Genomic DNA, 21124 nt, shown 5'->3' with positions numbered 1-21124 from the left:
CCGCGCGCGCTCGACCCGCGTTACGCGTCGCGCGGGTGCTGCGCCGCGGCGCTGGTGGCACGCCACGCGCGGAGCGGCGCAGCCCCCGCAGAGCCCACGCGCAGCCCCGCGGCATTCGGACCGGCAGACCCGGCGCGCCAGGACTAGACCGCGCTGGACGGCTCCCAGAGGTTGATGCCCAGGTCCACGGCGTGCTCGTCGATCGCGGTGACCTCTTCGGCGCTGAACGCCAGGTTGTCGATCGCGGCGATGTTCGTCTCCAACTGCTTCACCGAGGAGGCGCCGACGAGCGCCGAGGTGACGGTTTCCCGCCGCAACACCCAGGACAGGGCGAGCTGGGCGAGTGACTGGCCGCGTTCAGTCGCGATCTCGGTCAGGGCACGGATGCGCCCCACCGTCGCATCGTTCACCATGTCCCGGCTCATCGAACCGGCCTGCGAGGCACGGGAGCCCTCGGGCACCCCGTTCAGGTAACGGTCGGTGAGCAGCCCCTGCGCCAGCGGGGAGAAGGCGATGCAGCCGACGCCGAGGTCGTCGAGGGTGTCGAGCAAGCCGTCTTCGACCCAGCGGTTGAACATCGAGTACGAGGGCTGGTGGATCAGCAGCGGCGTGCCCATCTCGGCGAGGATCGCGGCGGCCTGCCGGGTGCGCTCGGGCGAGTAGGAGGAGATGCCGGCGTACAGCGCCCGGCCGCTCGTGACGGCCGTGTGCAGGGCGCCCATGGTCTCCTCGAGCGGGGTGTCCGGGTCGGCCCGGTGGGAGTAGAAGATGTCGACGTAGTCCAGCCCCATCCGGCCGAGGGACTGGTCGAGGCTCGAGAGCAGGTACTTGCGCGAGCCGAAGTTGCCGTACGGCCCCTGCCACATGTCGTAGCCGGCCTTGGTGGAGATGACCAGTTCGTCGCGGTGCGGGGCGAAGTCCTGCGCGAGGTGCACGCCGAAGTTGCTCTCGGCGCTGCCCTTGGGCGGCCCGTAGTTGTTGGCCAGGTCGAAGTGGGTGACGCCCAGGTCGAAGGCGCGGCGCAGGATGGCGCGCTGCGTTTCCATCGGCGCGGTGCCGCCGAAGTTCTGCCAGAGGCCCAGCGAGATCGCGGGCAGTTTGAGGCCGCTGCGCCCGGTGCGGCGGTAGGGCATGGAATCGTAACGGGTGTCTGCGGGAAGGTACGTCATCCCTTCAGAGTGGCACAGTCGGCTGGGGGCCCTCAGTGCGACGGCCCCACCCCGGAGCCGAAACCGTCGATACCGGCGAGCGAACTGATCTGACCTGCCGATCCGCCGAGTCATCCTTTCGGCCGATGCGCTCAGCCCCGCGACCCTGCGAAGATCGAAGCTCCCGGCTCCCGTTTCGACGGTTCCGCCCCCGATCCTCACCCCTGGAGTGTTGCCCCGTGTCTCCCCGCCTGTTCTACCGCACCATCGCCATCGCCGAAGCGGTGACCTGGACCCTCCTGATCGGCGGCATGCTGCTGAAATACGTGGCGGATGCCGGCGGCACCCCGCTCCTGATCGCGGGCTCCCTGCACGGATTCGTGTTCATCACCTACGCCCTGACCGCCGTGCTGGTGGGCCTGAACCAGCACTGGCCGATCCGGCTGATGGTGGTCGCCGTGATCACGGCGATCGTTCCCTATGCGACGCTGCCGTTCGACATCCGTCTGGACCGCACCGGCCGGCTCGACGGCGACTGGCGCCGCGTCGCCACCGACGACCCGCGCGACCACACCTGGGTCGGCCGGCTGCTGCGCTGGATGCTGAACCGGCCGGTCGTGCTGATCAGCAGTTTCACCGTGGCCGTGGTGGCGATCATGGCCGTGCTGCTGACTCTGGGCCCTCCCGGCGGGCGCAGCTAGGGCGTCGCAGGCGAGTCGCCGGGCGGCCGCAGCACCCGCGCCGGCGCGGCGTGCCGGGTAGACTTACCCGGTCAAGCATCCGTTATCCAGGGGAGAACGCCACTCGTGACCGCTGTTACCACCACACCCTCCCGCGGCATTGCCGACACCGTTGCCAACGCGATCACGACACCCGAGAAAGAGCAGCCGTTCGACGCGCTGGGGCTGACCCCGGGCGAGTACGCGGAGATCCGCCAGATCCTCGGCCGCCGCCCCACGAGCGGCGAGCTCGCCATGTACTCGGTGATGTGGAGCGAGCACTGCTCCTACAAGAGCTCGAAGAAATACCTGCGCTCGTTCGGCGAGAAGGTCTCCCCCGCCATGAAGAAGAACCTCATGGTCGGCATGGGTGAGAACGCCGGCGTGCTGGATGTCGGCGAGGGCTGGGCGGTCACGTTCAAGATCGAGTCGCACAACCACCCCTCCTACATCGAGCCGTTCCAGGGTGCCGCGACCGGCGTCGGCGGCATCGTGCGCGACATCATCTCGATGGGCGCCCGCCCGGTCGCCGTGATGGACGCCCTCCGTTTCGGTGACATCGACGACCCCGACACCGCCCGCGTCGTGCACGGCGTCGTGTCCGGCATCTCCTTCTACGGCAACTGCCTCGGCCTGCCCAACATCGGCGGCGAGACCTGGTTCGACAAGGTCTACCAGGGCAACCCGCTCGTCAACGCGCTCTCCGTGGGCGTGCTGCGCCACGAAGACCTGCACCTGGCCAACGCCACCGGCGCGGGCAACCAGGTGGTGCTCTTCGGAGCCCGCACCGGCGGCGACGGCATCGGCGGCGCATCCATTCTCGCCTCGGACACCTTCTCCGAAGGCGGCCCGACCAAGCGGCCCGCCGTGCAGGTCGGCGACCCGTTCGCCGAGAAGGTGCTGATCGAGTGCTGCCTCGAGCTGTACCGCGAGAAGCTGGTCGAGGGCATCCAGGACCTGGGCGCCGCGGGCGTCTCCTGCGCCACCAGCGAGCTCGCCTCCAACGGTGACGGCGGCATGTTCATCGAGCTCGACAAGGTGCTGCTGCGCGACCCCACCCTGACCGCCGAAGAGATCCTGATGAGCGAGAGCCAGGAGCGCATGATGGCCGTCGTCACCCCCGAGAAGCTCGCCGGCTTCCTCGCGGTGACCGCCAAATGGGATGTCGAGACCAGCGTGCTGGGTGAGGTCACCGACACGGGCCGCCTGATCATCGACTGGCACGGCGAAGAGATCGTCAACGTCGACCCGCGCACCGTCGCCGTCGACGGCCCCGTCTACGACCGCCCGGTCGCCTACCCCACCTGGCTCGACGCGCTGCAGACCGACACCGCCTCCGCGCTGCCCCGCCCGACGGATGCGGCCACGCTCCGCGAGCAGTTCCTCGCCCTGCTCGGCTCGCCGAACCTGGCCGACCCGAGCTGGATCACCGACCAGTACGACCGCTACGTGATGGGCAACACGGCCCTCTCCTTCCCCGACGACGCGGGCATGATCCGCATCGACGAGGAGTCCGGCCTCGGCTTCGTCATCGCGACCGACGCGAACGGCCGCTACTGCCAGCTCGACCCGTACCGCGGCGCGCAGCTCGCCCTCGCCGAGGCGTACCGCAACGTGGCCGTCACCGGCGCGGTGCCGGTCGGCATCAGCGACTGCCTCAACTTCGGTTCGCCGGAGAACCCCGAGGTGATGTGGCAGTTCTCTCAGACCGTCGACGGTCTGGCCGACGGATGCCTGGCGCTCGAGATCCCCGTCACCGGCGGCAACGTCTCCTTCTACAACCAGACCGGCGACCAGCCGATCTTCCCGACCCCCGTGGTCGCCGTCCTCGGCGTGATCGACGACGTCGCCCGCCGCGTGCCCAGCGGCTGGCAGGACGACGGCCACAACATCTACCTGCTCGGCATCACCCGCGAGGAGCTCGACGGCTCGGCCTGGGCCGGCGTCATCCACGACCACCTCGGCGGGCTGCCGCCCGTCGTCGATCTTCTTGGGGAGGCGACACTCGCCGGGCTGCTGCACGCGGCGTCGATCGAGGCGCTCGTCGACAGCGCGCACGACCTCAGCTCGGGCGGGCTCGCCCAGACTCTGGCCGAAGCGGTGCTCCGGTTCGGGGTCGGAGCCCGCGTGTGGCTCGGCGACATCTGCGAGCGCGACGGGATCGACGCATCCGTCGCCCTGTTCTCGGAGTCGGCCGGCCGCGTGATCGTGTCGGTACCGCGGGAGGACGACGTCAAATTCCTCGGCCTGTGCGAGGGGCGCAACTACCCGGTGCTGCGCATCGGCGTGACGGACTCGACCTCGTCGTCCCTGGAGATCCAGGACTACTTCACCGTGTCCCTGGCCGACCTGCAGTCGCGTCACCGCGGCACCCTCCCCTCCCGCTTCGCCCAGTAGGGGTTTCTCCTCCCCTCTTTTTCCTCCTCCTCCGTCGCTCCCGTGCGTGCGGCCAATCGGCCGCGATGGCCCGGCCGAAAGCGGTCCTTTCCGCGCACGCGCGAGCCCCGCGGGTCTGCCGGGTCAGCCCGATCGGCCGCGTCGGCGGATGCCTGTGGATAGAACATCGGACGGCCGACGGCGGGTGACATCATCGTGCGATGAGGCCGCCTTCTGAGTTGCCACCCGAGCTCGGTGACGGGCCGTTTTCCGTTGCCGACGCTCATCAGCTGGGAGTCAATTCCGGGCGGCTGCGGCGCAGCGACCTCGCGCGGCCCTTTTACGGCGTGCGGGCGCCGTTGGGGCGCGGCCAGTCCCTGCCTCCTACCAGCGACGCGGACAGGTGGGCCCGCATCCGGGCTGCGGCGCGCACCCGGGCCGAGCACTATGCGGTGCAGATGCCGGCAGATCAGTTCTTCAGCCACGCGACGGCCGCACTTCTCCACGGGTTGCCTCTCCCCATCCGGCTCCTGGAGCAGTCAATAGTGGATGTCGGTACGAGCGTTCGGACCCGTCGCCGCAGAGGCAAGGGCGTGCGCGGGCATTTCATTCCGCTGGACAGGGTGCGCATCGTTCGGGTGGGACACCTCTCCGTCGCTTCAGCGGTCGACGCGTGGGTCCAGCTGTCCACCGTCCTCACCCTCGATGAGTTGATCATCCTGGGCGATTCGCTCGTGCGCCGACAGCGGCCGCCTTCCACGATGGCAGAACTGTGCGCAGCCGTGGCACGGCAGGCCGGATTGCCCGGTGCACGTCGCCTGCGCGAGGCCCTCATCCTGGTGCGTCCACGCACCGATTCTCCCAAGGAAACAGTGCTTCGCCTCCTCATCGTGCGGGCCGGCCTGCCTGAGCCGGAAGTGAACGTGACACTACGCAATCGTTTTGGCGCCTTCATGGCATTGGGTGATCTCGCCTACCGGCGCTACAAGGTTCTGATCGAGTATGACGGCGGGCAGCACCGCGAAGACGAACGACAGTTTCACCGCGATATCGACCGCCTGGACGAGCCGATGGAAGAAGGATGGCGGGTCATCCGTGTCAACAAATCACACCTTCCGCAGGCGATAATCGCCCGGATCCGCACCGCACTCCTTGATCGCGGCTGGGTTCCCTGACGCTCGCCCCTATCAGCGGGCCGCGTGCGCTTGAAACGCCGCCATTCCCCCTCGTATCGCGGCGTTTTGAGCGCACACCGCGCGCGTCAGACGGGGAAGGGGGCGCCCAGGAGCAGCTCCGAGCGGGACCAGAGCGACTCCGCGACCGCGGGGTCGAGCGAGGTGCGCGTGGGCTCCTGCAGCGTCGGCACGCCGCGCGTGAGGTGGCGCGGGCCGTAGTAGTCGCCGCCACGGGCATCCGGGTCGACGGCCGCGCTCACCGTCGACCAGGCACCCGCGTCCTTCCCGTGCGCACCGAAGGACTGCAGGGTGTCGGCGAACCGGCTCGCCCGCGACGGCTGATTGACCCCACGGATGCCCGGCGTCAGCCCCGAAATCGAGTAGCCGGGGTGTGCGACGAGGCTTTGCACCCCGCCAGCGCCGCCGGCTCCGGCCGCGCGCAGCCGTCGATCGAGCTCGAAGCCGAACACCTGCATGGCGATCTTCGACTGCGCGTAGGCCTTCCACCGGTTGTAGCCGGACTCCAGTTCCAGGTCGAGCAGCGGCGAATCCAGCAGCCGGGAGATCATCGACCCGAGCGCCACCACCCGGCTGCCCGGCGTGCGCCGCAGGGCCGGCAGCACCTGCGCGGTGAGCGCGAAATGGCCCAAATAGTTGGTCGCGAAGACGAGTTCGTGCCCATCGGGGCTCAGCTCGCGCGTGCGTGGCGGGTGCACGATGCCCGCGTTCAGGATCAGCCCGTCGATCCGCGGCAACTCCAGCAGCGCGTCCGCGGCACGCTGCACCTGGCTGAGGTCGCCGAGGTCCAGCGGCACCGCCGACACGGATGCGCCGGGCACCCGGGCGCGGACGGCCGCCAGCGCGGCATCCGTCTTCGCCGGATTGCGGCAGGCCAGCACGACGTGGGCGCCCGCGGCGGCGAGCTGCTCGGTGGTGAAGTAGCCGAGGCCCGCGTTGGCGCCGGTGACGACGAAGGTCTTGCCGAACTGGGCCGGGAGGGCGCGCGCCGCCCCGGGGAGGGCGGAGGTCGACGCGGTCACGACGTGGCCGGCGGCGTGACCGGAGCGGCGGCGGGGCCGGTGGAGGCGGCCGCGGGTCCGGTCTCCGTGACCGCGGCAGTGGCATCCGCTCGCACGCCCACGGCCCGCGGCGCGGACCCGGGTGCCGGCTCGGTGCCGGCGATCTTCTCGTGGTGGTGGATGACCTCGGCGATGATGAAGTTCAGGAACTTCTCGGCGAACGCCGGGTCGAGCCGGGCCTCCTCGGCCAGTCCGCGCAACCGCTGGATCTGCAGCAGCTCCCGCTCGGGGTCGGCCGGCGGCAGGCCGTGCGTCGCCTTGAGCCGTCCGACCTGCTGGGTGAACTTGAACCGCTCCGCGAGCAGGTGGATCAACGCGGCATCGATGTTGTCGATACTCTGACGGATGCTGCCCAGCTCGTCGATCGCGTCCTGACCCGCGCCGGCGGGCATTTCCTCGTGTGCAGCCATGGTTCGACGATACCGTTTCGTGCGCACTGCCCGCACTGCCGGTACCGCCGGTGGGCCGCCTTCCCCGGTGAAGTCGACCGTTCCGGCCGGCGGCTACCGCGGTGACCGCTGCAGCGCCCCGGACGACTCTGCCGACGCTGCCGAGCGTGCCGAGCGCGCCGACCGCGCCGGGCGATCCGACGCTGCCGTCCGCAACGGCCGCGCCGACCACCCGGGCCAGCGCAGCCGCCGCTGGGTCAGCAGAATGCCGAGCAGCACGAGCGCCGCTCCGGCCGGCTCGTGCCAGGAGAACGTCTCCGACAGCACGAGCACCCCCAGCAGCACCCCGACCACGGGCGTGACATATGTCACCGTGGACGCGTTCGTCGGTCCCCAGGCGCGCAGCACGTTGATGTGCCAGATGTAGGCCACGCCCGTGCCGAGCATGCCGAGCGTGAGCAGCCCGGCCACGATCGGCACGGTCAGCGCCACCGGATGCCACGCCAGCACCGGGGTGGCCGCGAGCATGATCGCCCCGGCGATGCCGATGTTCAGGAACGCGAAGGTCGCGGGGGCGATCGGCCGCCCGCTCAGGAACCGCCGGGTGTAGCCGAAGGTGAAGCCGTAGCAGACCGCCGCGCCCAGGCAGGCCAGCTGGCCCCAGAGGTCGCCGGTCAGGGCCGCATAGCGCCATGGTCCGATGATCACGACCACGCCGGCGATGCCCACGAGGATGCCCGCCACCTGCCCGCGCACGAGCCGCTCCACCCGGAATGCGAGCGTCGCCATCAGCGCGGTCATGATCGGGGTGACGGCGTTGTAGATGCTGGCCAGACTCGAGGACACGTATTGCTCGGCCCACGCGAACAGAAGGTGCGGCACGACGCAGCCGGTGATCGCGATCACCAGGAAATGCAGCCAGACCACCTTTTCGCGCGGCAGCACCGGCCCGTTCTGCACCCGCGGACGGGTGACCAGCACGATCAGTCCGAGGGTGAGCCCGCCGAGCACCAGCCGGGACCACGCGACCTGGCCGAACGTGACCCCGTCGAGGGCGATCTTCATGAACAGGAAACTGGCACCCCAGACCACGCCCATGCCCAGGAACTGGAGGGCGACCAGGGTTCGGCCGGCGGCAACGTCTCTCATCAGCCGACCCTATCGCGGCCCGCCGACACCCCGCACGCGTTTCGGCCGGTGCCCGGTTTTCGCCTCCGGGGAGCAGCGTCTCCGTCGAATTCGTTCAGTGTGACTGACGGACGCGGTACTCCACCGACCTGGCGCCGTACCCGTCGAGGCGCGCCCGCAGGCCGGCTCGTACCCGGGGCCACTCGCTGTCGAGGATCGAGTAGATCACGGTGTCCCGCCAGCTGCCGTCGGCCCGGCGCCGCTCCCGCCGGATGATCCCCTCATACGTGGCCCCGAGGCCCGCGATGGCCGCGCAGGACCGCACGTTCATCACATCCGCCTGGATCTTCACCCGCCCGAACCCGTGGTCGAAGGCCAGCCCGAGCAGCAGCAGCTTCGTCTCAGCGTTGACGGCGGTGCCCCAGACCCGCGGGTCGTAGGCGGTCCAGCCGACATGCGCCGACTCGTGCGCGAGGTGCAGGTCGCCGAGCGTGGACATGCCCACCAGGTCACCGTCGTGCGGACCGCCCCTGAGGCGCACCGCGTACGGCAGCCCCGCCCAGTGCACGTAGGCATCCGCCCAGTCGGTGAACGCGGCCAGGCCCGTGCGAAGCCCGCCCGGGCCGCCCCCGAAGCCGCCGTCGAAGACGAGCGGATGCGCGATCGCGCCGTGCAGCTCCGGCAGCAGCGCGCGGGTGAGGGGTTCAAGCCGCACATAGTGGCCCACGATGTCGATGCTCTGAGGTCGTTCGGCGCTCATCCCGACACTGTGGCAGCGTCAGGTTGCCTCCGAATGAACGGCGGGGGTCGGGTCGGTGCGACCTAGTCGACGAGATCGTGGCGCGAGATGATCGCCTCGCGGCCGGGGCCGACGCCGATCGCCGAGATCCGGGCGCCGCTCATCTTCTCGATCGCGAGCACGTACGCCTGGGCGTTCGTCGGCAGGTCCTCGAAGGTGCGGGCGCCGGTGATGTCCTCGGTCCAGCCGGGGAATTCCTCGAAGATAGGCTTCGCGTGGTGGAAGTCGGACTGCGACACGGGCACCTCGTCGTAACGCACGCCGTCGACGCTGTACGCGACGCAGACCGGGATCGTGGCCAGGCCCGTCAGCACATCGAGTTTGGTCAGTACGAAGTCGGTGACCCCGTTGATGCGGGCCGTGTAGCGGGCGACGGGTGCGTCGTACCAGCCGCAGCGGCGCGGGCGCCCCGTGGTGGTGCCGAACTCGAAGCCCTGGGCGCGCAGGAACTCGCCGGACTCGTCGAACAGTTCGGTCGGGAACGGGCCGGCGCCGACGCGGGTCGTGTACGCCTTGACGACGGCGATGATCCGGTCGATCCGGTTCGGGCCGATGCCCGAGCCGGTCACGGCGCCGCCGGAGGTCGCGTTCGAGGAGGTGACGAACGGGTAGGTGCCGTGGTCGACATCCAGCATCGTGGCCTGGCCGCCCTCGAACAGCACGGTCTTGCCCTCGGTGAGGGCCTCGTGCAGCAGCAGGGCGGTGTCGGCGACCATCGGGCGCAGGCGTTCCGCGTAGCCGAGCAGGTCCTCCACGATCTCGTCGACCGAGATGGCGCGGCGGTTGTAGACCTTGACCAGCAGGTGGTTCTTCTGGGCGAGGGCACCCTCGACCTTCTGGCGCAGGATGTTCTCGTCGAACAGGTCCTGCACGCGGATGCCGACGCGGTTGATCTTGTCGGCGTAGGTCGGGCCGATGCCGCGGCCGGTGGTGCCGATCTGGCGCTTGCCGAGGAAACGTTCGGTGACCTTGTCGACCGTGCGGTGGTACTGGGTGATGATGTGCGCGTTGGCGCTCACCTTGAGTCGGGAGACGTCGACGCCGCGGGAGATCAGCGCGTCGAGCTCTTCGAAGAGCACCTCGATGTCGACGACCACGCCGTTGGCGATGATCGGCGTGACACCGGCGGTGAGGATGCCCGACGGCAGCAGGTGCAGCGCGTACTTCTCGGTGCCGATGACCACGGTGTGGCCGGCGTTGTTTCCGCCGTTGAACTTGACCACGTAGTCAACCCGGCTGCCGAGGAGGTCGGTGGCCTTGCCTTTGCCCTCGTCGCCCCACTGGGCGCCGATCAGAACGATCGCTGGCATTTAGTTTTCTCCTCGGATAAAGAACGCCTCGGTGGGCGGGGCCGGGTCGGCGGCACGGTAGCCGTCCGGCGTGATGGTCTGCTGGTCGATACGGCTGATCGCGGTGGGATCGGCGTCGTTCAGGAAGGTGGTGAGGCGGTCGAACTCGTCTCGCTCGCCGATTTCGCCGGCGGCGCGGCGCAGCGCGTACAGCGCGCGCAGGACACCGCGGTTGGGTTCGTGGGTCCAGCGCACCGGGCCGTGGCCGTGCCAGCCGGCCTTGCGGAGCGCGTCCAGCCCGCGGTGGTAGCCGACGCGCGCATAGGCGTAGGACTCCAGGGTGCGACCCTCGAGGTGCGTGGCGTCGGCCAGCACGGCCCAGGCCAGGGAGGACGTCGGATGCTGCGCCACGACGCTTGCCAACTCGTCGCCGGTGGTTTGCCGGAGGGCCTCGATCACCTCCGGTTCCGCGGGAAGAAGGGTCTCGGGCTGCTCAATCAAATTGTCGCCGGTCACACTCGATCCTAACGCGGCGCGGGCCGCTCCTCGCCGAACAGTTCGCCGGAGAGGGATCCGAGGATGGCTGCGGCCACCTCGTCGCTGGGCCGTTCCGGCTCGAACACGAGCCATTCCAGGCCCGCCATCAGCACGGCGCCGAACACGCTCGACGCCATCAGGCCGCAGGTCGCGTCGGCGCGGCTGCCCGGATTCGCCTCCGCGATCGCCTCCGCGAACACGGCGAGCGCTTCGTGCCGCAGCGCGAAGAGCGTCTTCTGCCAGGCGCGGTCGGTGCGGAAGATCTCCGCCGCCATCAGCTTCGACAGTGCCGTGTCCGCCGCGATCCGGTCGAGCAGAGCGCGCACCAGGGCCTCGAGGGCCGCAGTGCCGTGCAGCCCGGCCGACGCGGCGCGGAGGGTCTCGGCCAGCGCGCCGACCCCCTCCTGCAGTAGTTCCTGAAACAGTCTGTCCTTGGAACTGAAGTTGTAATACAGGCTGCCCTTGGCCACCCCGGCCCGTTCGGCGACCTCGTCCATCGTGGTGCCGCTGATTCCCCTGGTCGCGGCCAGCTCCAGCGTGGCGTCGAGGATGGCGCGTTTGGTTCCGGTGGCGCGTGCCATGGGATTTCCTTTCCAGGGTTCGCCGGTTCGGTGCCGGCCGGGGCGCTTCAGATGGTCAGTTCGGGGTGCAGGCGGCCGACGGTCCAGATTCGCTGGCGGCCGGCGCTCCAGGCGCTGATCGCGATCGAGCCGACCAGCATGACGGCGAGAACGGCAACCGAAACCCACAGTCTAGAGTCGATGCCGCCGGTGATCAGCTCGCGCAACCCGGTCACGACGTACGAGGCCGGCATGAACGGATGCAGCACCTGGAAGAACACGGGCGTGGTCTCCACCGGGTAGGTTCCGCCCGACGAACTCAGCTGCAGCATGAGCAGCACGAGGCTGACCACCCGGCCGGCCGCGGTGCCGAGCAGGATGATGAACATCTGTTGCAGGGCCAGGAAGGCGAGCGTCGTCAGGTAGAGGAACGCGCTCATCCCGAGCCAGTGCTCGGGCTCCAGCCCGATGCCGTAGACCAGCACGAGCACCATGATCACGACCTGGGCGAGCCCGATGGCCATCGCCGGCAGGAAGCCGGTCATGGTCGCGCGCAGCCCGGAGGCGGCGCTGGCGAGAGCCCGGGTGGGCAGCGCGCGCAGGATCAGCCAGGTGATCAGGCCGCCGACGAAGGTGGCCAGGGCCAGGAAGAAGGGCGCGAACCCCTCGCCGAAGCTGTCGGAGGCGTTCTCCCACTTCTGCACGAGCGTGACCGGGCTGGCGATGACGGCCGTCTTTTGCGCGATCTGGTCGGCGGAGAGGTCCGGGGCGGTCTGCCCGCCCTCGGAGAGGGCGTCGGCGAGGGTGCCGCTGCCCTCGGTGAGTTCGGCGGTGCCGGTATCCAGCCTCGCACCGCCGGCGGCGAGTTCACCGGCACCGTCGACCAGCGACGCCGTGCCCTCCCCGAGTTCCGTGCTCCCCGCGGAGAGGGCGTGGGCCCCGGATGCCGCGGTGCCGGCCCCGTCCGCCAGTGATGCCGCGCCGGCCGAGAGCTGCCCCGCCCCGGTGGCCACCTGGGCGGCGCCGGGTGCTCCGGCGGTCAGCCTGGTGGAGAGCTCCCCCATCCCGGCGGAGAACTGGTCGCTGAAACCGGCGTAGGCCTGGGTCTGGGCGACGGCGCCCTGGGCGCCCGCGTCGACGGTGTCGGCGCCCGCGCCGAGCTGCTCCACGGCCGGCAGGAACGCCGACGCTGGGGTGCCTTCCGGTGCCGCCTGCATCTGCAGGGCGAGGTCGTGCAGTCCGGTCGACACCGAGGCGGTGCCACCGGCGAGGGTGCCGGTTCCGGCGGCGATCTGGTCGGCGCCGTCGGCGAGCTGCACCGACTTCTGGGACAGGGTTTCCGCGCCGGTGGCGGCGGCCTGCAGTCCCTCGGACACCTGCGTGGTGCCGTCGGCGAGCGTCACCGAGGAATCGGCGAGCGTCCCGGCGCCTGTGGACAGCGTGTCCAGCCCGGTCGCGAGCGTGCCGGCGCCGTCGGTGAGGCGCGCAGCCCCGTCGTCGAGGGTGAGCGCGCCCTCGGCCAGGGTGTCGAGGCCGACCAGGAGGGAATCTGCCCCGGCCGACGCGGTGGTGAGTCCGTCGAACAACCGGCCGGCACCATCCGCTGCCGAACGGATGCCGTCACCGGCATCGTCCACTCCCACCAGGAGCGCATTCACGGTCTGGTCGCCGATCTCGGTGGCGACCGCGTCCCGCAGTTGCACCATGGCCTGCTTGCCCATGGTGGTGGCGAGGAAACTGTTGCTGTCGTTGTAGTCGACCTGCACTTTGGCCGACAGCGGGGAATCGGTGCCGGCGGACACGGCGTCGGCCGAGAAGTCGCTCGGGATGGTGACCGAGAAGTAGTAGTCGCCGTCCTTGACGCCCGCGGCGGCATCCTTCGCAGTCGTCACGGTCCAGCCGAGTCCGTGGCCGTCGACCAGCTCGTCGACCAGGTCCTGGCCGGCGGTGACCGGTTCGCCGTCGCGGCTGGCGCCGGCGTCCACGTTGACGAGCGCCACCGGGAGGTTGTCGAGTTCGTGGTCGGGCGCCCAGAAGGCCCAGAGGTAGAGCGCCCCGTAGATGAGTGGGATGAACATGAGCACGACGAGGGCGATCTTGGGCATTTTGCCCTTGCCGAACCGGTGCAGCTCGGTGCCCGAGGAGAGAAAAGCGAACATTCAGCGGGTCTCCAGCTTCATCGGAAGTGCTTTGGCCATCACGACGACGGTCGGGTCGATGCCCAGCTCGGCCCACATCTCGGTTTCGGGGGCGGTCGCGGAGGCGATCACGCTGGTTCCGGCGGCGGCGAGCGCGGCGAGGCGCTGCCAGAGGATGCGCCGGGACTCCGGCTCGTGCACCTGCTCGACCTGGTCGAAGAAGAGAATTCTCGGCTTGTTCATGACCGCGAGCGCGGCCCGCAGCAGCACGGTCTGCACCTCGTCGAGGTCCCAGATCACGGTGTCGGCGGCCGGAATCGGCACGTCGCCGAATACGGCGGCGCAGACGCGGCGCACCTCGGTGTCGTCGACGGCGCGGATGACGGCCCACCAGGGCGAGATCCAGGCGGTGCGCTCGCGGATGGCGGCGCCGACGGTGACCGATTCCTCGAGGGCGTCGATGTCGTGGAAGCCGGAGATGCCGGTGTGCTTCTGCACCCGGCGGGCCCGGCGGGGCAACTCGCTGCCGAGGACCTCCAGGATCCCCTCGCTGGGCTTCATGCGGCCGGCCAGGGTCAGCATCAGGCTGGTGCGGCCGCTGCCGGTGGGGCCGCAGAGCACGGTGAGGCCCCTGCCCGCCTCGAAGCTCAGGGGACCGTAGACCGCTCCCCGTTTGAAGCGCAGGGCAAGATCCTGCGCCTTCACTGTCGACTGCACGTCGATCCTCTCGTTTATACTGACTAGTCAGTATAGAACGAGAAGTTGACGTGCCGCGCGCACCCGGCGTGGCCGCGGAGCGCTACCGCTCCAGCCGGTCCGCTTTGGAGGATGGGGTGCCGGATGAGGCGCGACGACGCGGGAACGTCACCGCGTCGCCGCGACTGGGGAGCTCCGCGAGCTCGGCCTCCGCGGCGGTCGGAGCCTCGGCCGGGGCTGGGAGGGTCGACCACCGCAGCAGGGCGGCGGCGCTCGTCTCCGCCGGAAGCTCGCCGGGAGACACCACCATCACCCGCGCATCCGTCAGGATCGCCGCGCGGATCAGCGCGTCGGCGGCCGCCACCGAGCCGAGCTCGCCGGCGCCGAGGGCGTCGTCCGAGGTGGCTGCCAGCCAGGGCTCTCGGTCGAGGGCGATCAGGGTCTCCTCCGTCATCCGGTCCGGCGCCAGCAGCAGCACGTCGACCTGACTCTGCTGCAGGGCGCGCACCACGGCCGCGAAATCGATCTCGGAGAGGCCGCTGCCGAGTCCCGCGCCGAGCCGCTCGAGGGCGTCGTGCTCGTCCTGGGCGAGGATCGCCGCGACGTGGCGGTTCAGGTCTGCTTCGAGTTCCTCTTGCGTGGCCCCGGCCGGGCGGGTGTTCGTGGGAACGACGTGCAGCACCTCGCGACTGGCCGGCGCCAGCTGGTCGACGAGGAGCTGCCGCGCACGCACATCGCCGGTGAGCACGAGCAACTCGGCCTTGCTGTCACGCACGACCTCGTCGATCGCCGCGGCAATCTGGCCCTCGTTGCGCTTCCACACCTCCTCGGTGTGGTGCTGGTAGCGCCCGTTCGCGAGGAAGTCGTCCTCGGACCCCACCTTCGTGAGGAATTCGGTGTCACCTTCCACCCGCACGCGAGCGACGGGCTGCGAGCGGCTCAGCCGGTGCAGAGTGACCTCGCCTCCGTCGCGGCCGGCCTCGGCCACCACGTAGCTGAGGTCCCGCGGCCGGTGGATCAGCAGAGGGACCAGGCCGGGCACCGGCCCGTAGGAGACCAGCAACTCGCCGAGCGGCTCCCCCGACAGCACCTCGTTGACCTCGACCACACCCTGTCGCACGACCATCAGCCGCCCCATCGGGCCGCCCCTCCCCGGCGGTTCCTCGATCAGCTCGATAATGGTGCTCGTGTCGATCTCCGGGGCGCCGGCCGCGGTCAGCGCCTCCCGAAGCGTGCGCTGGCGCAGGGAGGAGGTGCGTCGGGGATTCTGCGCATCCTGAGTCACGTCGACATACGCGCTCGACACTGAACCGGGGCGACGGTACAGGTCCGCGAGCCCCTCATTACCGAAATCAGCCATGGCCGGAGTCCCTTCTGTGGCGCTTTCTCGGCAACGGTATCCCCGGGTTCCGGTGTCCACAACCCTGCCGGAACGGTGAGCGGCGGAGCGGGAAACCCGCCCCCCCGCAGGCCGTTACGGGGCGGTCTGCTGGTGCGCCGCGACGCACCAGCCGCCGTCGGCGAACACGTAGGTTGTGGCCGCGTTCGCCTCGATCACCTCGTCGCCACGGTGGGCCAGGAGTCGGTAGACCAGCACCCCGGCATGATCGTTGAGCCGCACCACGGCCGGTGCGCGTAGCTGGTAGCTGGTGATGGCGGGCATCTCCTTGAAGAAGGCCATCGCCTCGTCGCGGGTGACGATCCCGCCCGGCAGGATCAGCAATCCGTCCGCGGTCATCGTTCGCCGGTAGTAGTCTCCGCCGCGGCCGGCGAGAATCGCCTGCCACCCTTCGTGCTCTTCGTGCAGGAGTCGGGCGGGCAGATCGTCAGTGATCGCAGTCATGACCCAACGCTAGCCCCAAACGAAGACATCCGGGGCGCCCCGCACGCCGCAACTGTGGCCCGTTCGGACAACTGTTGCCCGCACACGGGGAACAGTTGTCCGCTTCGGCAACAGTTGCCCCCGGGCGCCGTTCAGAATCGGTGCTGCAGCACCCAGTCGTGCATGGTGACGGCCGCGGCGGCCGACGCGTTGAGCGAGCGGGTGGAGCCGAACTGGCTGATCTCGACGACGGCATCCGCTGCCTCGATCGCCTCGGGAGAGAGGCCGGGGCCCTCCTGGCCGAACAGGAGCACGCAGCGCTTGGGGAACCGGAAGGTTTCGATGATCACGCTGCCGGGCACGTTGTCGACGGCGATGATCGGCAGGGTCTCGGCGGCGGCCCACTCCACGAAGGACGCGACATCCGGATGGTGCAGCACGTGCTGGTACCGGTCGGTGACCATGGCCCCGCGCTTGTTCCAGCGCTTCCGGCCGATGATGTGCACCGTGTCGGCGGCGAACGCATTGGCGCTGCGCACGATCGAACCGATGTTCATGTCGTGCTGCCAGTTCTCGATGGCGACGTGGAACGGATGCCGCTTCTCGTCGAGGTCGGCGACGATCGCCTCCATGCTCCAGTACCGGTACCGGTCGATCACGTTGCGCGTGTCGCCGCGCTCGAGCAGCTCCCGGTCGTAGAACGCCTCCTCGGGCCACTCCCCCGGCCAGGGTCCGACGCCGTGGGTGGACAGTTCGGGCGTGGGGTTCTGCGGCTCTTGCACTGATCCACCGTATCCCGCCGGGCGCTCCGGGGTCACCGTCGGGTATTCTGGCCTGCAGGGTTCGCGTTTCGCCGGCTCGTACCCCGAATGAAGGAACCTCCATGCATCCCACTCTGTTCGGTCTCGACTTTCTCGACTCGGAGTGGCTGATCGGCTGGTTCGGGTCGTTCGTGCTCCTCGGCGTCGCCGCCGTCGTCTTCGTCGAGACCGGCTTCATCGTCCTGTCGTTCCTCCCCGGAGACTCGCTCCTCTTCACCGTGGGCCTGCTCACCGCCACCGGGGATGTGCCGTTCCCGATCTGGGTGACCTGCCTGGTCATCTTCATCGCCGCGTTCTCCGGCGACCAGCTCGCCTATTACATCGGCCGCAAGGCCGGCCCCGCCGTCTTCGCGCGGGAGCAGAACCGCCTGTTCAACCCGAAGAACGTGGAACGCACCAACGCGTTCTTCGCCAAGCACGGCGGCAAGGCCGTCATCATCGCCCGCTTCCTGCCCGTGTTCCGCGCCTTCGTGCCGGTCGCCGCCGGCGTCGGCCGGATGAAATATCGCACTTTCGTGCTCTTCAACCTGATCGGCGCCTTCGCCTGGGGCGTCGGCCTCACCCTCGTCGGCTTCCTGCTCGGCCAGATCGAGTTCGTGGCGAAGTACTCCGAGTACTTCATCATCGCCATCGTGCTGCTCTCGGGCGTGCCGATCCTGTCCGAGCTCTACAAGGCAGGCCGGGAGACGATGCGCACCCGCGGCACGAGCCCCGTGCCCGTCGCCACGATCCCCGAGGACCTGCGCGAGGAGTAAACCATTACGGCGGCGGTGCGGCGGTACGGCGGCGGTACGGCGGCGATCTTTCGGCGCACCTAAATCTGCCGTATCCTTTCGGTGTGGCTAAAAACAACGTGCGCACGGATGCGAGGGGCCCGGTCCCGGAGATCGCGACCGCGTCATCCTCTCGCCTGCTCTGGCTGCTCGGCCCTGCCCTGGTCGCGGGAGTGGCCTACCTCGACCCCGGCAACGTCGCCAGCAACATGACGGCCGGTGCCCGTTACGGCTACCTGCTGGTCTGGGTGGTCGTGGCCGGTAACGTGATGGCCTGGCTGATCCAGTACCTCTCGGCCAAGCTCGGTATCGTCACCGGCGCGAGCCTGCCGGAGATCCTCGGGGTGCGGATGCGGCGCCCGCTCGCCCGCCGCCTCTACTGGGTGCAGGCGGAACTGGTGGCCATGGCCACCGACCTGGCCGAGATCATCGGCGGCGCGGTCGCGCTGAACCTGCTCTTCGGCCTCCCCCTGCTCGCCGGCGGCGTGATCACCGGTGTCATCTCGATGATCGTGCTCACGGTGCAGACCCGCCGCGGCCCGCGCACCTTCGAACGCGTCATCGTGGCGCTGCTGCTGATCATCACCGTGGGTTTCACGGCCGGGGTGTTCTTCGCTCCCCCGGAGGCCGGCAGCGTCGTCGCCGGCCTCGTGCCGCGGTTCGAGGGCTCGAACTCGGTGCTCCTGGCCGCATCCATCCTCGGTGCGACGATCATGCCGCACGCCATCTACGCGCACTCCGCGCTCACCCGGGACCGCTTCCCCGTCGTGGCGGACGCCACCGCGACGCGCCGACTGCTCTGGGCCACCAAGTGGGATGTCACGATCGCGATGGCCATCGCCGGCACGGTGAACCTGTCGATCCTGCTGCTCGCGGCATCCGCTCTGCAGGGCGTCGCCGGGACCGACACGCTCGAGGGCGCCCACGCCGCCCTCGAGGCGACCCTCGGGCCGGTGGTCGCGACGGTGTTCGCGGTCGGGCTGCTCGCCTCCGGGCTGGCGTCGACCTCGGTGGGCGCCTACGCGGGCGCGGAGATCATGCACGGCCTGCTGCATGTGCGCGTGCCGCTGCTGGCGCGCCGGGTGGTCACCCTCATTCCGGCGCTGCTGATCCTCGGCGCGGGTTTCGACCCGACCGAGGCCCTGGTGCTCAGCCAGGTGGTGCTGTCGTTCGGCATCCCGTTCGCGCTCATCCCCCTGGTCTGGCTCACCATGCAGCGGGGGGTGCTCGGCGAGCACGCCAACCGCTGGTTCACGACCGTCGCCGGGGCGATCTGCGCGCTGCTGCTGGTGGCCCTGAACGTGGTGCTGCTCGTGCTCGTGTTCACCGGGGCATGATGATGAAGCACACCACACCGGCGGCCGAGGACTACCTCAAGACCATCTACGCGCACACCGAGTGGCAGCCGAACCCGATCACGCCCTCGGCGTTGGCCGCGCGGCTGGGGGTGGCGCCGTCGTCGGTCACCGAGATGGTGAAGAAGCTCGCCGCCGCCGGCCTGATCGAGCATGTCCCGTATGGGCCGCTCACCCTGACCCGGGCCGGTTTCCTGCGGGCGACCGCCGTGGTGCGACGGCACCGACTGATCGAGACCTGGCTCGTGCGGGAGATGGGCTATCACTGGCACGAGGTGCACGACGAGGCGGAGGTGCTCGAGCATTCGATCTCCGACCGGCTGCTGGCGGCGATCGACGACCGGCTGGGACGCCCGTCCGCCGACCCGCACGGAGACCCGATCCCGGCCGAGGACGGCACCCTCACCCGGCCGGACGCCGTGCTGTTGGCGGAGGCCGCCCCCGGCCACGTCGGGGAGGTGGTGCGTGTCAGCGACCGCGACCCGGACATCCTTCGCGACCTCGCCGCGGATCGGGTCGGCCCGGGGACCCGGCTGACCGTGCTCGAACCCGGCGCGGTGCGGCTGCCGGGCGGCGGCATCCGTCGGCTGGCGCCGGAGGCGGCCCGGTCGATCTGGCTGACCGTGTAGCCATCCGGAAACCTCGCGCCGCTAGGATTATTCGCGAACCGAGGGAGCACCCAATGACACGCCGTGACGAGATCGAATGCTGGCTCACCGATATGGACGGCGTGCTCGTGCACGAGAACAGCCCCCTGCCGGGCGCCGCGGAACTGCTGCGGCAGTGGGACGACGCCGGCACGCCGTTCCTGGTGCTCACCAACAACTCGAGCTACACCCCGCGGGACCTCAGCGCCCGCCTGCGCGCCTCGGGCCTGAACGTGCCCGAAGACCGGATCTGGACCTCCGCCCTGGCGACGGCGGACTTCCTTCGCTCCCAGGCGCCCGGCGGCACCGCCTTCGTGATCGGCGAGGTCGGGCTCACGACCGCCCTGCACGAGGCCGGCTTCATCATGACCGAGACGAACCCGGACTACGTGGTGGTCGGCGAAACCCGCAACTACTCGTTCGAGGCCATCACCAAGGCCATCCGTCTGCTCTTGAACGGTGCCCGCTTCATTGCGACGAACCCGGATGCGACCGGTCCCAGTGCGGACGGCCCGCTGCCCGCCACGGGCGCCATCGCCGCCCTCATCTCGAAGGCCACCGGTATGGAGCCCTATGTGGTCGGCAAGCCGAACCCGATGATGTTCCGCTCGGCGATGAACAAGATCGGCGCGCACTCGGAGAACACGGCCATGATCGGCGATCGGATGGACACCGACATCGTGGCCGGGATCGAGGCCGGACTGCACACCATCCTCGTGATGACCGGCATCAGCGACCAGGCGGAGATCCGCCGCTACCCGTTCCGCCCGGACGAGATCCTCTCCGGCGTGCACGAGCTCGTCTCCACGGAGCCCGTGGAGTCCGACGCGATCTAGCCGCTCGCGTCTCCCGTCCGCGACTGTTGCCGCAGTGTCGGATGCCGCGGTGCTGTTACGCGGCGGGTGCCGGTCCGGGACCGGCGACGCTCGCGGTGAGCGGCTCACCGGAGGCCCGGCTGACGAAGCAGTAGTAGTAGCGGGCGCCCTCGGCCCACTGTTCCTCGGTGATCGGGTAACTGCCCTGCACCTGCACGTCCTCGTAGGCCCCGGCCGCGGCCAGGTCGATGACGCCCGTCGCGCTGCACAGCAGGTTGATCTGCCCGGCCAGCTCGGCCTCGCCCGGGAAGGCGGTGGCGGCGTCCCCGGGGAACGACCCGCGGTACACGAGCTGGGCGGCGTGCGGGGTGGCGCAGTCCGCGACCGTGAATTCCTCTTCCCAGGGGGTCGTGTAGGGCTGCAGGCACTCGCCGCCGAACAGGGTGTCCCACGGGTGCGCGCCGACCGGCTGCGGACCGGTGGCCTCGGTCGGCGCGGCCGGCGCCGCGCCGGGGTCGGCTGTGGCGCTCGGGGTTGCCACCGCCGCAGGAGCGTCGCCGCCGCCGACCAGGCTCCGCCCGAGGAAGAAGAGCGCCGTCAGAGCCAGAACGAGCACCAGCCCGCCGGCAGCCCAGATCAGGAGGCGGGACCTGCCGGGACGATTACCTCCGGGTGGGCGACCGGCCGCGGCGGACGACGCGGTCCGGGGACCGGACGGAGTCGCGCCGGACGCGGGGCGCGGTGCGGGAGACGCGACCGAGTCGGGCGTCGTGACCGCGGCCGGGTGGGCCGATGGCGCGGCCCGGGGCGGTGAGATCGGGGTGCCGGTCGGGGCGGCTGCGGTGCGGGCGGCTGCGG

At 70.0% G+C, this 21124-nt stretch carries 19 protein-coding genes and 2 pseudogenes; 7 read left to right on the top strand and 14 right to left on the bottom strand.

What is annotated here, in order from left to right:
- Positions 1-143 precede the first annotated feature (143 nt).
- Complete coding sequence (gene mgrA / locus E3T23_RS14490; RefSeq protein ID WP_134371245.1) at positions 144-1169, bottom strand: L-glyceraldehyde 3-phosphate reductase; 1026 nt, start codon at positions 1167-1169, stop codon at positions 144-146.
- 218 nt (positions 1170-1387) lie between these two features.
- On the opposite strand from mgrA, the gene E3T23_RS14485 reads away from it, so the two are divergent.
- The 3 genes from E3T23_RS14485 (at position 1388) to E3T23_RS14475 (ending at position 5418) form a co-directional block, all read left to right on the top strand.
- Positions 1388-1849, top strand: a complete 462-nt coding sequence (locus E3T23_RS14485) for a DUF3817 domain-containing protein (protein ID WP_241977991.1) — start codon at positions 1388-1390, stop codon at positions 1847-1849.
- Positions 1850-1954: 105 nt separating this feature from the next.
- Positions 1955-4264, top strand: coding sequence for a phosphoribosylformylglycinamidine synthase subunit PurL (gene purL, locus E3T23_RS14480; RefSeq protein ID WP_134371243.1), 2310 nt, complete (start codon positions 1955-1957; stop codon positions 4262-4264).
- Positions 4265-4482: 218 nt separating this feature from the next.
- Positions 4483-5418 (top strand): hypothetical protein, encoded by a 936-nt coding sequence (locus E3T23_RS14475; protein WP_241977989.1) that lies wholly within the window; start codon positions 4483-4485, stop codon positions 5416-5418.
- A gap of 86 nt (positions 5419-5504) precedes the next feature.
- Here E3T23_RS14475 and E3T23_RS14470 read toward each other — a convergent pair whose 3' ends face one another.
- The 12 genes and pseudogenes from E3T23_RS14470 to E3T23_RS14415 form a co-directional block, all read right to left on the bottom strand.
- Entirely contained in the window at positions 5505-6458 is a 954-nt protein-coding gene (locus E3T23_RS14470) for an SDR family NAD(P)-dependent oxidoreductase (protein WP_134371241.1), read from the bottom strand.
- A gap of 128 nt (positions 6459-6586) precedes the next feature.
- A pseudogene (locus E3T23_RS14465) lies at positions 6587-6889 on the bottom strand (chorismate mutase); the annotation flags it as partial.
- Positions 6890-7000: 111 nt separating this feature from the next.
- The gene (locus E3T23_RS14460) at positions 7001-8035 is read right to left on the bottom strand and encodes a DMT family transporter (protein ID WP_241977987.1); all 1035 of its coding nucleotides are present in this window, start codon (positions 8033-8035) and stop codon (positions 7001-7003) included.
- Between the two features lie 94 nt (positions 8036-8129).
- Positions 8130-8774, bottom strand: coding sequence for a GNAT family N-acetyltransferase (locus tag E3T23_RS14455; RefSeq protein ID WP_134371240.1), 645 nt, complete (start codon positions 8772-8774; stop codon positions 8130-8132).
- Positions 8775-8836: 62 nt separating this feature from the next.
- Positions 8837-10123 (bottom strand): adenylosuccinate synthase, encoded by a 1287-nt coding sequence (locus E3T23_RS14450; protein WP_134371239.1) that lies wholly within the window; start codon positions 10121-10123, stop codon positions 8837-8839.
- Positions 10124-10618, bottom strand: coding sequence for a DUF3151 domain-containing protein (locus tag E3T23_RS14445; protein WP_134371238.1), 495 nt, complete (start codon positions 10616-10618; stop codon positions 10124-10126).
- A gap of 8 nt (positions 10619-10626) precedes the next feature.
- Positions 10627-11220: a TetR/AcrR family transcriptional regulator gene (locus tag E3T23_RS14440; protein ID WP_134371237.1), complete on the bottom strand. Its 594-nt coding sequence runs from the start codon at positions 11218-11220 to the stop codon at positions 10627-10629.
- Positions 11221-11267: 47 nt separating this feature from the next.
- A complete protein-coding gene (locus E3T23_RS14435) occupies positions 11268-13358 on the bottom strand; it encodes a YhgE/Pip family protein (protein ID WP_134371236.1) in 2091 nt (696 codons plus the stop codon).
- On the bottom strand, positions 13359-14054 hold the full coding sequence (locus tag E3T23_RS14430) for an ATP-binding cassette domain-containing protein (RefSeq protein ID WP_134371235.1): 696 nt from the start codon (positions 14052-14054) through the stop codon (positions 13359-13361).
- Positions 14055-14136: 82 nt separating this feature from the next.
- Positions 14137-15393: a baeRF2 domain-containing protein gene (locus E3T23_RS14425; RefSeq protein WP_134371234.1), complete on the bottom strand. Its 1257-nt coding sequence runs from the start codon at positions 15391-15393 to the stop codon at positions 14137-14139.
- Between the two features lie 114 nt (positions 15394-15507).
- Positions 15508-15876 carry a DUF4440 domain-containing protein gene (locus E3T23_RS14420; RefSeq protein ID WP_134371233.1) on the bottom strand — a complete coding sequence of 123 codons (369 nt, stop codon included), beginning with the start codon at positions 15874-15876 and terminating at the stop codon, positions 15508-15510.
- Positions 15877-16007: 131 nt separating this feature from the next.
- The gene (locus E3T23_RS14415; RefSeq protein WP_134371232.1) at positions 16008-16637 is read right to left on the bottom strand and encodes a TrmH family RNA methyltransferase; all 630 of its coding nucleotides are present in this window, start codon (positions 16635-16637) and stop codon (positions 16008-16010) included.
- Between the two features lie 101 nt (positions 16638-16738).
- Between E3T23_RS14415 and E3T23_RS14410 the strand changes: the two genes are divergently transcribed.
- From E3T23_RS14410 to E3T23_RS14395, 4 genes are all read left to right on the top strand, one after another.
- Positions 16739-17431, top strand: a complete 693-nt coding sequence (locus E3T23_RS14410; protein ID WP_134371231.1) for a DedA family protein — start codon at positions 16739-16741, stop codon at positions 17429-17431.
- A 98-nt stretch (positions 17432-17529) separates the two neighbouring features.
- Positions 17530-18786, top strand: coding sequence for an Nramp family divalent metal transporter (locus E3T23_RS14405; RefSeq protein WP_420898333.1), 1257 nt, complete (start codon positions 17530-17532; stop codon positions 18784-18786).
- Positions 18787-18788: 2 nt separating this feature from the next.
- Positions 18789-19433, top strand: coding sequence for a metal-dependent transcriptional regulator (locus tag E3T23_RS14400; RefSeq protein WP_134371230.1), 645 nt, complete (start codon positions 18789-18791; stop codon positions 19431-19433).
- Between the two features lie 53 nt (positions 19434-19486).
- Positions 19487-20287 (top strand): HAD-IIA family hydrolase, encoded by an 801-nt coding sequence (locus E3T23_RS14395; RefSeq protein ID WP_134371229.1) that lies wholly within the window; start codon positions 19487-19489, stop codon positions 20285-20287.
- Positions 20288-20342: 55 nt separating this feature from the next.
- Here E3T23_RS14395 and E3T23_RS15340 read toward each other — a convergent pair.
- Positions 20343-21124: pseudogene (locus E3T23_RS15340) on the bottom strand (septum formation family protein); the annotation flags it as partial.

Source organism: Cryobacterium cheniae (assembly GCF_004403395.1).
Classification (GTDB): domain Bacteria; phylum Actinomycetota; class Actinomycetes; order Actinomycetales; family Microbacteriaceae; genus Cryobacterium; species Cryobacterium cheniae.
This window is presented reverse-complemented; position numbering and strand designations above follow the sequence as displayed.